This window comes from Streptomyces mabaensis, assembly GCF_053763515.1.
Window position 1 is genome coordinate 33,312 of record NZ_JBSOPZ010000026.1, and the last position, 13,105, is coordinate 46,416.

Sequence of the window (13,105 nt, forward strand, 5' to 3'; positions counted from 1 at the left end):
CGTCCCCGACCCGCCCCTCCCGGCCCCGGGGCCAAGCCCCGGCCCCCGCCGCGCCCGCTCCACGGGGCGGGCGGGCCGGGGGGCCGGCTTGTTGGCGGCGGCCACGGCCTATGCCCCAGAACCGGGTCCTCACCACCCACCCGGCCGACGGCCGCCGACGGCGGGGAGCGCCCACAGGCGGGCCCGCACCTGTACGACCAGTTGCACGGGTGGGCGGGTGGGAGACCCAGCCCGCCGCAGGCGGGCGCACCACGCACCGGCCGACGGCCGCCGACGGCGAGGCCCGCCCAGGGGCAGGCGCCCCCTAATCCACCAGGTCGCGGACCACGCCGTCCGCCAGCAGGCGACCCTGGAGGGTCAGGACCGCGCGGCCCTCCTCGTACGGGCCCGGCTCCAGCAGGCCGGAAGCCAGGGCACGCCCCGCAGCCGCCAACCCCGCCGGGGCCAGCAGGGACAGCGGGCAGCCGTCCCGGAGCCGCAGCTCCAGCAGGATGCGCTCCACACGGCGGTCCTCCGCCGGAAGGATCTCGCGGCCCGCGCCCGGGGAGCGGCCCGAAGCCAGCGCCCCCGCGTACGCGCCCGGGTGCTTGACGTTCCACCACCGCACCCCGCCCACATGGCTGTGCGCGCCCGGACCCGCGCCCCACCAATCCGCCCCGCGCCAGTACAGCTCGTTGTGCAGGCACCGGCCGGCGTCGGACGTGGCCCAGTTGGACACCTCGTACCACGAGTACCCCGCCGCGGACAGCGCCTCGTCCGCGATCAGGTAGCGGTCGGCGTGCACGTCGTCGTCGGTCATCGGCACCTCACCGCGGCGGATCCGCCGCGCCAGCTGCGTGCCCTCCTCCACGATCAGCGCGTACGCGCTGACATGGTCGGGGCCCGCCCCGATCGCCGCGTCCAGCGAGGCCCGCCAGTCGTCGTCGCTCTCGCCCGGCGTGCCGTAGATCAGGTCGAGGTTCACATGCTCGAAGCCCGCGGCCCGCGCCTCGGCGACGCACGCCTCCGGCCGTCCGGGGGTGTGCGTACGGTCCAGGACCTTCAGCACGTGCTGCTTCGCGCTCTGCATGCCGAAGGAGATCCGGTTGAACCCGCCCGCCCGCAGCCGCGCCAGATACGCCGGATCGACCGATTCCGGGTTCGCCTCGGTGGTGATCTCCGCGTCGGCCGCGAGCCCGAACTCCTCGCGGATCGCGGCCAGCATCGTGACGAGGTCGTCCGCGGCCAGCAGCGTCGGCGTACCGCCCCCGACGAAGACCGTCCGTACCTCGCGCGGGTCGTCGCCGAGCACCTTCCGGGCGAGGCGGACCTCGTCGACGAGCGTGGCGGCGTAGTTGTCACGGGAGGCCAGGACGCCGCCCGAGCCGCGCAGCTCGGTCGCGGTGTATGTGTTGAAGTCGCAGTAGCCGCAGCGCGTCGCGCAGTACGGCACATGCAGGTAGAAGCCGAGCGGCCGGTCCCCCGCTCCCTCCAGGGCATGCCGCGGCAGCGCCCCGTCGTGGGGCATGGGTTCACCGTCGGGCAGTGCGGAAGGCATGCCCCTATTGTCCAGCACCGGCAGGCACCCCCGGCACCACGGGGGCGGGGCCGGTACGGCCCCGCCCGCGCCGCGGTGCGGACTACGCCTCGCGCGTACCCGCGTACATCTCGTCGATCAGGTGCTTGTACTCCCGCTCGACGACCGGCCGCTTCAGCTTCAGGCTGGGCGTCAGCTCGCCGTGCTCGATGTCCAGATCACGCGGCAGCAGCTTGAACCTCTTGATCGTCTGCCAGCGCTGCAGGCCCTCGTTGAGCCGCTTCACATAGCCCTCGATCAGCGCCTCGGCCTCCTTGGTGGCCACCACGTCGGCGTACGGCTTGCCGTCCAGGCCGTTGTCCGCGGCCCAGCCCAGGATGGCCGCCTCGTCGAGCGCGATGAGCGCCGTGCAGAAGTTCCGGTCCGCGCCGTGCACCAGGATGTTGGAGACGAACGGGCACACCGCCTTGAACTGGCCCTCGACCTCGGCCGGCGAGATGTACTTGCCGCCCGACGTCTTGATCAGGTCCTTCTTGCGGTCGGTGATCCGCAGGTAGCCGTCGGTCGACAGCTCGCCGATGTCGCCGGTGTGGAACCAGCCGTCGGACTCCAGGACTTCCGCGGTCTTCTCGGGCAGCCCGTGGTAGCCCTCCATGATGCCGGGGCCGCGCAGCAGGATCTCGCCGTCGTCCGCGATCCGCACCTCGGTGCCGGGCACCGGCTTGCCGACCGTACCGGTGCGGTACGCCTCGCCCGGGTTCACGAACGACGCGGCGCTGGACTCCGTCAGGCCGTAGCCCTCCAGGATGTGGATCCCGGCGCCGGAGAAGAAGTAGCCGATGTCGGGCGCGAGCGCGGCCGAGCCGGAGACGGCGGCGCGCAGCCGGCCGCCGAAGGCGTCGCGCAGCTTGGAGTAGACGAGCGCGTCGGCGACCTTGTGCTTCGTGGTGAGCCCGAAGGGCGCGGAGGCCGTTCCGGTGCGGACGAAGTTGTCCTGGGTGACCTTCGCGTACTCGCGGGCAACCCCGGCGGCCCACAGGAAGATCTTGTACTTGGCGCCACCGGCGGCCCGCGCCTTGGCCGCGACCCCGTTGTAGACCTTCTCGAAGATGCGCGGCACGGCCGCCATGTACGTCGGCTGGACCACCGGGAGGTTCTCGATGATCTTGTCGACCCGGCCGTCGACGGCGGTGACGTGCCCGACCTCGATCTGCCCGGAGGTCAGCACCTTGCCGAAGACGTGCGCGAGCGGCAGCCAGAGGTACTGGACGTCGTCCTTGGTGACCAGGCCGGTCGCCGCGATGGCCTTAGCCATGTACGACCAGTTGTCGTGCGGCAGCCGGACGCCCTTGGGGCGGCCGGTGGTGCCCGAGGTGTAGATCAGGGTCGCGAGCTGGTCGGCGGTGATGGCCTTGACCCGCTCCCGGACGGCTTCCGGGTGCTTCGCCAGGTACGTGGCGCCGCGCGCCTCCAGATCGGCGAGCGAGAGCACCCAGCCCTCGGGGTCGCCCTCGGCCGGCTCCGCGCCGGCCGGGTCGATCACGACGACGTGGGCGAGTTTGGGCAGGTCGGCCCGCTTCTCACGGGCCTTGGCGAGCTGGCCGGCGTCCTCCGCGATCAGTACCCGGCTGTCGGAGTCCGCGAGGATGTACGCGGACTCCTCGGCGTTGGTGCTGGGGTAGACCGTGGTGGTCGCGCCGCCGGCGCACATGACACCCAGGTCGGCGAGGATCCACTCGGCACGCGTGTTGGAGGCGAGCGCGACGCGCTCCTCAGGCTGGACGCCCAGGTCGATCAGGCCGGCCGCGATGGCGAAGACGCGCTCGGCCGCCTGCCCCCAGCTCAGCGACTTCCAGTCGTCGGGCCCCTGCCCGGAGGCGGCCGGCACCGGATAGCGGTAGGCCTCGGCGTCGGGCGTCGCCGCCACGCGCTCGAGGAAGAGGGTCGCCACGGAGGGCGGCCGGTTCTCGATCAAGGTCTGGGTGTCGCTCACGAAATCCTCCGGGCCCGCGACAGTGCATACGACGCATACGACTGGCTGGTTCAGGTTGTTTAACTGGCGAGTAACCTTCGAGCGAGATCAGAGTAGAGCGCACATGGCCGTCGCGTAAGAGTCTGCGGGACGCCGCTTCATAACGAACGGGCCCCTGCGCGGCAGCGCGGAGCCCGTTCGTGAAACGGCCGGAAATCTACTTCTTCGCCTTGGCCTCGCCGGATTCGTCGGTGGACAGCACCGCGATGAAGGCCTCCTGCGGGACCTCCACGTTGCCGACCATCTTCATCCGCTTCTTGCCTTCCTTCTGCTTCTCCAGCAGCTTCCGCTTACGGGAGATGTCACCGCCGTAGCACTTGGCGAGGACGTCCTTGCGGATGGCGCGCACCGTCTCACGGGCGATGACCCGCGAGCCGATGGCCGCCTGGATCGGCACCTCGAAGTTCTGCCGGGGGATGAGCTCGCGCAGCTTGGCGACGAGCCGCACGCCGTACGCGTACGCCTTGTCCTTGTGCGTGACCGCGGAGAACGCGTCCACCTTGTCGCCGTGCAGCAGGATGTCGACCTTGACGAGGGCGGCGGTCTGCTCGCCGGTGGGCTCGTAGTCGAGGGAGGCGTAGCCGCGGGTCTTGGACTTCAGCTGGTCGAAGAAGTCGAAGACGATCTCGGCGAGCGGGAGGGTGTAGCGCAGTTCGACACGGTCCTCGGAGAGGTAGTCCATGCCGAGCAGCGAGCCGCGCCGGTTCTGGCAGAGCTCCATGATGGCGCCGATGAACTCGCTCGGAGCGAGGACGGTCGCCTTGACGACCGGCTCGTGCACCTCGGAGATCTTGCCCTCGGGGAACTCGCTCGGGTTGGTGACGATGTGCTCCGAGCCGTCTTCCATGATCACGCGGTAGACCACGTTGGGGGCGGTCGCGATCAGGTCGAGACCGAACTCGCGCTCCAGGCGCTCACGGATCACGTCCAGGTGGAGCAGCCCGAGGAAGCCCACCCGGAAGCCGAAGCCGAGGGCCGCGGAGGTCTCCGGCTCGTACACCAGGGCGGCGTCGTTGAGCTGGAGCTTGTCCAGCGCCTCTCGCAGCTCGGGGTAGTCCGAGCCGTCCAGCGGATACAGGCCCGAGAAGACCATGGGCTTGGGGTCCTTGTAGCCGCCCAGGGCCTCGGTGGCGCCCTTGTGGAGCGAGGTGATGGTGTCGCCGACCTTGGACTGCCGGACGTCCTTCACACCCGTGATGATGTAGCCCACCTCGCCCACGCCGACGCCGTCGGAGGGCGTCATCTCCGGGGAGGAGACACCGATCTCCAGCAGCTCGTGGGTGGCGCCGGTGGACATCATCCGGATGCGCTCGCGCTTGTTGAGCTGGCCGTCGACGACTCGTACGTACGTCACGACACCCCGGTAGGAGTCGTACACCGAGTCGAAGATCATCGCGCGGGCGGGGGCGTCCTTGACGCCGACCGGGGCGGGAACGTCGCGGACCACACGGTCGAGCAGCGCATCCACGCCGAGACCGGTCTTGGCGGAGACCTTGAGCACGTCGTCCGGGTCGCAGCCGATGAGGTTCGCCAGCTCCTCGGAGAACTTCTCGGGCTGCGCGGCCGGCAGGTCGATCTTGTTCAGCACCGGGACGATGGTGAGGTCGTTCTCCATCGCCAGGTAGAGATTGGCGAGGGTCTGCGCCTCGATGCCCTGGGCGGCGTCGACCAGCAGGACCGTGCCCTCGCAGGCCGCGAGCGAACGGGACACCTCGTACGTGAAGTCCACGTGGCCCGGGGTGTCGATCATGTTGAGGATGTGGGTCCGGCCCGCACCCTCGCCCTCGGTCGGCGCCCAGGGCAGGCGTACCGCCTGGGACTTGATCGTGATGCCGCGCTCGCGCTCGATGTCCATACGGTCGAGGTACTGAGCACGCATCTGCCGCTGGTCGACCACACCGGTCAGCTGAAGCATCCGGTCGGCAAGCGTCGACTTGCCGTGGTCGATGTGCGCGATGATGCAGAAGTTGCGGATCAGCGCCGGGTCGGTACGGCTCGGCTCGGGCACGTGGGTAGGAGTCGCGGGCACGCAGGGTCCTGATTCTTGAGACGCCGGGCGTCTCGTCTCGGGCGATGTCGGATCGATACGTAGGTTCCATGGTCCCATGGCTGGGGCCCTGAACCCGGTTTGGGCCGGTAGTGGGGCTGCTGGTACCGTGGGCAGCTGTGCCTCGTGCCCTCTCAGTGCGAGGTACTCATCGAAATCCAACGAACCTGAGAAGGCTCTTTCGTGGCGAACATCAAGTCCCAGATCAAGCGGAACAAGACGAACGAGAAGGCGCGCCTGCGCAACAAGGCCGTCAAGTCCTCGCTCAAGACCGCGATCCGCAAGGCCCGTGAGGCCGCTGCCGCGGGCGACGTCGAGAAGGCCACTGTGGCCGCTCGCGAAGCCTCGCAGAAGCTCGACAAGGCTGTCAGCAAGGGCGTCATCCACAAGAACGCCGCTGCCAACAAGAAGTCGGCCATCGCCAAGCGCGTCGCCGGCCTCGCTGCCTGACCGACTGTGATCGACGGGGCTCCTTGAGCCCCACCCCCGTCCGCCCGGACCCAGCGGCCCCTCTACCGCTCCGGAACGACACCCCGTGCCGCACACGGCCTGCGTTCGCCACGCGGGTGCGGCACACCGAGCGTGAAGCCGAAGGCCCCGCTCTCCGTCCTTCCCCAGGACCGGAGACGGGGCCTTCGCCATGGCCGGGGCGTGCTGGCGGCGGAAGGCCGGGCGCGCTGACGGCGGGGGCGCTAGCGGTGGGGGCGCTAGCGGTGGGGGCGGGCTGCCCTGGCTACTGCCACTACCGCCTTCTCCAGGGCGTACTCCGGGTCGTCTCCCCCGCCCTTCACTCCCGCGTCCGCCTCGGCCACAGCCGCCAGCGCCGCCGCCACCCCGTCAGCCGACCAGCCGCGCATCTGCTGCCGGACCCGGTCGATCTTCCACGGCGGCATGCCCAGGTCCCGGGCGAGGTCCCCAGGACGCGCGCCGCGCGGCGCCGACGCGAGCTTGCCGATGGCCCGTACGCCCTGCGCCAGCGCGCTGGTGATCAGAACCGGGGCCACTCCGGTGGCCAGCGACCAGCGCAGCGCCTCCAGCGCCTCCGCCGCCCGGCCCTCGACCGCCCGGTCGGCCACGGTGAAGCTGGATGCCTCGGCCCGGCCCGTGTAGTAGCGGCCGACGACGGCCTCGTCGATCGTGCCCTCGACGTCCGCCACCAACTGGCTGACCGCACTCGCCAGCTCGCGCAGATCGCTACCGATCGCGTCCACCAGCGCCTGGCCCGCCTCGGGCGTCGCGGACCTTCCGAGCGCGCGGAACTCCGACCGTACGAACGCCAGCCGGTCCGCAGGCTTGGTCATCTTGGGGCAGGCGACCTCGCGCGCCCCCGCCTTGCGGGCAGCGTCCAGCACGCCCTTCCCCTTGGCACCGCCGGCGTGCAGCAGGACGAGCGTGATCTCCTCGGCGGGCGCGTCGAGGTAGGACTTCACGTCCTTGACCGTGTCGGCGGTGAGGTCCTGCGCGTTCCGCACGACCACGACCTTGCGCTCCGCGAAGAGCGACGGGCTGGTCAGCTCGGCCAGGGTGCCGGGTCGCAGCTGGTCGGGGGTGAGGTCGCGCACATCGGTGTCCGCGTCCGTCGCCCGGGCTGCCGCGACCACCTGCTGGACGGCGCGGTCCAGCAGCAGGTCCTCCTGCCCCACGGCGAGAGTGAGGGGGGCGAGCGGATCGTCGGTGGAGTTCTTCCTGGTGGCCATCGCGGACCAGCATCCCACGCCGCACTGACAGTCCCCGGGCGGCCCGGGCGCCCCGGGCCGCCTCGGGGCTCTCCTTCTCGTACCGGAGAATGGTCCGGTGAATGACGCGAGACATGTCCTGGTGCTGCCCGACCGCGACGCCGCCGAGGAGGTCGCCGAGGAGCTGGCCGGCCGCTTCGGGGTCACCGAACAGCCTCAGCTCGTGCGCGACGCACTGGCCGGTGAGGACGACGCCGAGGACGCGCAGTGGCTGGTCGTGGTGGAGGACCCGGCGCGCCGGCTCGACTCCGGCGCGCTGGACGCGTTCGCCGCGGAGTACGAGGGCTGGCTCGAGGCACCGTGACGTCCGTGATCGTTCGGTCCTGGTACCAGCGCCCGAAGCGGGTGGAGTCCGGGCGTCGCCGCGTGCCCGGCCCGACGACCCACTCGCCGCCGCGCAGCCGGGACCGACCAGGAGCTGCCCGCCGAGGCCGCCGACGCCTTCTCGGCGAACCTAGGCCGGGATCCCCGCGACCAGGCGCCCTGGGAGAACGAGCCGGCCGGGCGGGAGTTGATGGGCGACGGCGCGTGGCTGGACTGGTCCGGCGGCCCGAGGTCAGCGCCCGCAGACCCGGGCCCGCCCCCGTCACCGCGATCGCCCCGTCGGTGTCCGTGCGCAGTACCGCGGCCCCCTGGGCGCGCAGTGCGGCGACCGTACGGGGTGAGGGATGGCCGTACGTGTTGTCGCCGCCGACCGGGATCAGCGCCAGCCGGGGCCGGGCCCGCCGCAGCAACCCCGGCTCCTGATGGGCCGAGCCATGGTGGGCAACCTTGAGTACGTCCACCGCCGGCAGCGCCGGGTGCGCCCGTAGCAGGGCCTGCTGCGCGGGTGGTTCGAGGTCGCCCAGGAGCAGCAGGGTCAGCCCCTCGGTCCGGACCAGGAGCGTGACACTGCTGTCGTTCGCCCCCTCGGGCACCGGCTCGGGCGCGGCCGGCGGCCACAGCACCTGCCAGTCGAGCGGCCCGGCCCGCCGCCGCTCCCCCGGGCCCGCGCGGATGACGGGGACACCGGCGGCGGCCGCGATCCTGCGGACGAACGCGGCCTGCTCGGGTGGATCGTCCCGCACGGTCGTCTGGATGGCGCCGACGCCGCGGCCGCGCAGCACGCCGGGCAGTCCTGCCACATGGTCGGCGTGGAAGTGCGTGAGCAGCAGCAGCGGGACGCGGGTGATGCCCAGATCTCGCAGACAGCGGTCTACGAGGGCCGGGTCCGGCCCAGCGTCGACCACCACGCCGGTCCCGTCCCCCGCCGCGAGCACCGACGCGTCCCCCTGCCCGACGTCGCACATCGCGAACCGCCAGCCGGGCGGCGGCCAGCCGGTGATCACCCGGGTGAGCGGCGGGGGCCGCAGCACCGCGAGGACGAGCAGCAGTGCGCCCGCGGCGCAGAGCCAACGGCTGCGCGGCAGCCATCTCGCCACCAGGACAGCGACGACGGTCACGGCGGCGAGCAGCAGCCCGCCCTGCCAGCCGCCGGGCCACTGCGCCTCCGCGCCGGGCAGCGCCGCCCCGGTACGGGCGACCTTCGCGATCCATCCGGCCGGCCAGCCGGCGCACCAGGCCAGGGCCTCGGCGACGGGCATCGCCACCGGGGCGGCCGCCAGCGCGGCGAATCCCAGTACCGTCGCGGGGCCCGCGGCCAGTTCGGCGAGCAGGTTGCAGGGGATGGCGACCAGGCTCACCCGGGCCGCGAGCACGACGACGACCGGCGCGCACACCGCCTGGGCGGCCGCCGCCGCGGCCACCACCTCGGCTGCCCTCGGCGGCATCCCGCGTCGCTGGAGTGCGGCGCTCCAGCGGGGGGCGAGGGTGAGCAGGGCGCCGGTGGCCAGTACGGAGAGCAGAAAGCCGTAACTGCGCGCCAGCCAGGGGTCGTAGAGAACCAGCAGCAGGACGGCGCCGGCCAGGGCGGGGATCAGTGATCTGCGGCGGCCGGTGCCGATGGCGAGCAGCGTGATCGCCCCGCAGGCGGCGGCCCGCACCACACTCGGCTCCGGCCTGCAGACCACGACGAACGCCAGGGTCAGGGCGCCGCCGCAGAGCGCGGTGGTACGCAGGGAGATACCCAGGAGCGGTGCGAGCCCTCGTCGCTCGGCCCGCAGCGCGGTACCGGGCGGCCCGATGAGCAGGACGAGCACGATGGTGAGGTTGGAACCTGAGACAGCGAGGAGGTGCACCAGGTCGGTGGCTTTGAAAGCCTCCTGAAGGTCGGGCGGGACGCGGGAGGTGTCTCCGACGACGAGCCCCGGCAGCAACGCCCGGGCATCGGGGGCGAGTCCGTCGGTGGCCTCCCGCAGCCCTGCCCGCAGATCACCGGCCGTGCGGTGGAGGGTGGTCGGCGGCGAGACGATGTCGGGCGCCACGCCCGACGGAGCCCGCAGCACGGCCGCGATCCGGTCGCGGGCGGAGAGGGGAGGCACGAGCCGCGCCGCCAGCCGCAGCCCGGTGGACGGCAGCAACCGCCGCCAGGCCGGCGCGTCCGCGATCACCAGGACGGGCGTGCGGGTGGCGGTGACCGTGCCGTCCGGCGCGGTGATACGCGTGACTTCGGCGTCGAGGACGACGGCCGCGCGGGCGCCGCCGTCTCCCGGGGTACGGGGCCGGATGGGGCGCGCGTCGGAGGTGACGGTCAGCTCGGCCACCACCCGCGCGTGCTGGTCCGCGAGGCGGGGGACGGGGCCCCGGCGCAGGTCCGCGGTGTGCAGGGCCGCGGCGGTGGCGGCGGCCGCGGCGCACAGCAGGACCGCGGCGACGGCGGTGGCATTCAACCGCCGCCCGCCGCCGGGCGGTTGCCCGCCGCCGCGCACCGAGAACCGCTCGCCGGCCCCAGGGCCGCGCACCCTCCGATCCCGGTGGCCCGCCCGAGCCGCACCGCCACCGGAGGCCGCCACCGGCCGCGGTGCGGGGCGGGCTTCCGGCGGGCGGCCCGGCCGGCTGGTTGCTGAGGACCGAACGGTGGCCGCGGGCACAGGTCCGCTGCCCTCGCGAGCCGTGCGGACCCTGCCTGGCGACCATCGGCCACGCAGGAGGAGCAAGGCCGCTGTCGTGAGGCAGATGAGTACTGCCGTTGCCGTCCAGTGGACGGGGGCGCCCGCTGCCAGGGCCGCCGCGGACCACGCGCCCAGGGCCGGGGGGACCAGGCGGAGGTCGACGGGGCCGTCCTGGCGGGGATGGGAAGCGCCCAGCCGGTGTCCGGACGCATCGTGCACGGCCGGACGCCGCCGAACGCGGCTCCCACCCCGCCCCGCCGCCCCGCCCGGGGCCGGGACCGGGGCCCAGACCGGACTCGCGTACCGGCTCGCCGTCCCGCTCTGCGCCCGACCTGCGGCCCTGCCCGCGGCCCGGCTCCCGGCGGCGGCCGGGTTCGCGGTCCCGCCCGGAACCCGGTCCGGGACCGCACTCGCGTCCCACTCCGGAGTCCCGCTCTGCGCCCGACCTGCGGCCCTGCCCGCGGCCCGGCTCCCGGCGGCGGCCGGGTTCGCGGTCCCGCCCGGAACCCGGTCCGGGACCGCACTCGCGTCCCGCCCCGGAGTCCCGCCCGACCCCCTGCCCGCAGCCCGGCTCCCAGCGGCGGCCCGGTTCGCGGGCCTGCCCGGGACCCGGTCCGGGACCGCGCTCACGCCCCGCACCGGAGTCCCGCCCGGGACCGGGCCCGGGGAGCGGTTTACGGCGCCGTCAGTGCTTCGGCCTGCTACGTCGCCCGCGTCCCCGCCCGCGGGTCGGTTCGGGTGGTCCGTCATGGCTGTACCAGCTTGTGGAGGTCCGCGAACCGGCCGTCGCCGATTCCGTCCACCTGCCGGAGTTCCTCGACCGAGCGGAAGCCGCCGTGCTCGGTGCGGTAGTCGATGATGTGCTGGGCCAGCACGGGACCGACGCCGGGCAGCGTGTCGAGCTGCTCGATCGTGGCCGAGTTGAGGCTGACCGGCCCTGCAGCAGGCGCCCCGCCTCCCGGTGGCACGGCCGATGGGGGCTGCGGTCCGCCGACCACCACCTGCTCGCCGTCGTTGAGTACCCGCGCCCGGTTGAGCCCCGTCATGTCCGTGCCGGCCCGGACGCCCCCGGCGGCCCGCAGCGCGTCGGCGACCCGGGACCCGGCCGGCAGCCGCTGGATGCCCGGCGACCGGACCTTGCCGCTCACATCGACGACGATGCGCCCGGCCGGCGGGGACGGCGCCGCCCCCGGCGACGGCGAGGGCCGCGACCCGAGCGCCGCCGGCCCCGCCGCCACGCGCTCGGGAGCCCGTACCGGTTCGGGCCGCCCCACCCAGAAGTGCTGGGCGGCGAAGACCGCGGCCGCCACCAGGACGACGGCCAGCGCGGCGAGGGTCCTCGGTTCGAGGCCGCACCGGGTCTGCATCCACAGCGGTACCCGCTCCCGCACAGCCAGCCGCACCCGCGCCCGCCGCCCGGCCACGCGCCGCACGTCGGGCGCCGCCGCCACCCCCGCCACCGGAGCGGCGCGCGTGCCCCGCGACACCCCGGCCGCGTGCAGCGCGCCCACCGGTACCTGGGCGGGCGCCGTGGGCCCGGCGGGCGGTGGCCGGCTGCTCCCCGGGGCCAGCAACACCTCCGCGCGCCGGCGGGCGGCCGCCGCGGCCTCGATGGTGTGCCGGCGCCGCAGTCGGCGACGGTGGCGGGCGCGGCCGTCCGAAGCGGGGGCACGGCCCGGGCCACTGGTTGCTGTGTGTGATCGGAGAGCCATGTCACGAGACGGTAGACATCTCCATCCGATCCCGCTGAGCAGCCCCAATTCCGGTGGATAACCACGCCGTTGGGGACAACTGGGTCACCCTCACGAGTGGCATCACCGCACCACCCGCCGTCAGCGCGGCGAGATCACGGCCCCCAGCAGTCCGGGGCCGGTGTGCGCCCCGATCACCGCGCCTACCTCGCTCACATGCAGGTCGACCAGGCCCGGCACACGCTCACGCAGCCGTGCCGACAGCCGCTCCGCACGCTCGGGCGCCGCCAGATGGTGGACCGCGATGTCCACGCCGCTCGCCCCCGCCCGCTCGACCGCGATCTCCTCCAGCCGGGCGATCGCCTTCGACGCCGTGCGCACCTTCTCCAGCATCTCGATCCGGCCGCCGTCCAGTTGCAGCAGCGGTTTGACCGCCAGCGCGGACCCCAGCAGCGCCTGCGCGGCGCCGATGCGGCCGCCGCGCCGCAGGTAGTCCAGGGTGTCCACGTAGAAGTACGCGGACGTACCCGCGGCCCGCTTCTCCGCGGCGGCCACCGCCTCGTCGACCGTGCCGCCGGATTCCGCCGTCTCCGCCGCCGCCAGCGCGCAGAAGCCCAGCGCCATCGCGATCATGCCCGTGTCGACGACGCGCACCGGCACGGGCGCGGTGCGGGCGGCCAGCACCGCGGCGTCGTAGGTGCCGGACAGCTCGGCCGACAGATGCAGCGAGACGATGCCGGTCGCGCCGGCCTCGGCCGCCGCCCGGTAGGCCTGTACGAAGACTTCGGGGCTCGGCCGCGACGTGGTCACGGACCGGCGCTTCTGCAGGGCCAGGGCCAGTGAGCGGGCGGAGATCTCGGTGCCCTCTTCGAGGGCCTCACCGCCGAGTACGACCGTCAGCGGTACGGAGGTGATGCCGTGCCGCTCCATCGCCTGCGGCGGCAGGTAGGCCGTGGAATCGGTGACGATCGCGACATGGCGGGACATGAGCGGGAGGTTACCCGCCACAACGGCCGGACGGCAGTGCGGCCCCACCCCAACCGATCAGTAACGCTCCGGAAGGGTCAGGAAGAGCGACGCACCGGCTCGGGCG

Annotated in this window: 8 protein-coding genes and 1 pseudogene; 2 read left to right on the plus strand and 7 right to left on the minus strand. The window is 73.4% G+C overall.

Annotated features, from left to right (window positions below; genetic code table 11):
* Window positions 1–304: 304 nt before the first annotated feature.
* The 3 genes from hemW to lepA all read right to left on the minus strand — a co-directional run bounded on the left by hemW (window position 305) and on the right by lepA (window position 5,577).
* On the minus strand, window positions 305–1,537 hold the full coding sequence (hemW, locus tag ACWV17_RS22705; protein WP_455361208.1) for a radical SAM family heme chaperone HemW: 1,233 nt from the start codon (window positions 1,535–1,537) through the stop codon (window positions 305–307).
* A gap of 82 nt (window positions 1,538–1,619) precedes the next feature.
* Window positions 1,620–3,509, minus strand: a complete 1,890-nt coding sequence (locus tag ACWV17_RS22710) for an AMP-dependent synthetase/ligase (protein WP_455361209.1) — start codon at window positions 3,507–3,509, stop codon at window positions 1,620–1,622.
* A 196-nt stretch (window positions 3,510–3,705) separates the two neighbouring features.
* Window positions 3,706–5,577, minus strand: coding sequence for a translation elongation factor 4 (gene lepA / locus ACWV17_RS22715; protein WP_455356403.1), 1,872 nt, complete (start codon window positions 5,575–5,577; stop codon window positions 3,706–3,708).
* A gap of 201 nt (window positions 5,578–5,778) precedes the next feature.
* Between lepA and rpsT the strand changes: the two genes are divergently transcribed.
* Window positions 5,779–6,045, plus strand: coding sequence for a 30S ribosomal protein S20 (gene rpsT, locus ACWV17_RS22720; RefSeq protein ID WP_455356404.1), 267 nt, complete (start codon window positions 5,779–5,781; stop codon window positions 6,043–6,045).
* A gap of 257 nt (window positions 6,046–6,302) precedes the next feature.
* Here rpsT and holA read toward each other — a convergent pair whose 3' ends face one another.
* Window positions 6,303–7,292 (minus strand): DNA polymerase III subunit delta, encoded by a 990-nt coding sequence (holA, locus tag ACWV17_RS22725; protein WP_455356405.1) that lies wholly within the window; start codon window positions 7,290–7,292, stop codon window positions 6,303–6,305.
* A gap of 97 nt (window positions 7,293–7,389) precedes the next feature.
* Here holA and ACWV17_RS22730 point away from each other — a divergent pair, with 97 nt between their 5' ends.
* Window positions 7,390–7,635, plus strand: a complete 246-nt coding sequence (locus ACWV17_RS22730; RefSeq protein ID WP_455356406.1) for a hypothetical protein — start codon at window positions 7,390–7,392, stop codon at window positions 7,633–7,635.
* Between the two features lie 508 nt (window positions 7,636–8,143).
* Here the strand turns inward: ACWV17_RS22730 and ACWV17_RS22735 are convergent.
* The 3 genes and pseudogenes from ACWV17_RS22735 to ACWV17_RS22745 form a co-directional block, all read right to left on the minus strand.
* A pseudogene (locus ACWV17_RS22735) lies at window positions 8,144–11,071 on the minus strand (ComEC/Rec2 family competence protein); the annotation flags it as partial.
* Complete coding sequence (locus ACWV17_RS22740) at window positions 11,068–12,033, minus strand: helix-hairpin-helix domain-containing protein (RefSeq protein ID WP_455361210.1); 966 nt, start codon at window positions 12,031–12,033, stop codon at window positions 11,068–11,070. The pseudogene ACWV17_RS22735 and the gene ACWV17_RS22740, both read right to left, overlap by 4 nt.
* 120 nt (window positions 12,034–12,153) lie before the next feature.
* Complete coding sequence (locus ACWV17_RS22745; protein WP_455361211.1) at window positions 12,154–12,999, minus strand: DegV family protein; 846 nt, start codon at window positions 12,997–12,999, stop codon at window positions 12,154–12,156.
* Between the last annotated feature and the right edge of the window lie 106 nt (window positions 13,000–13,105).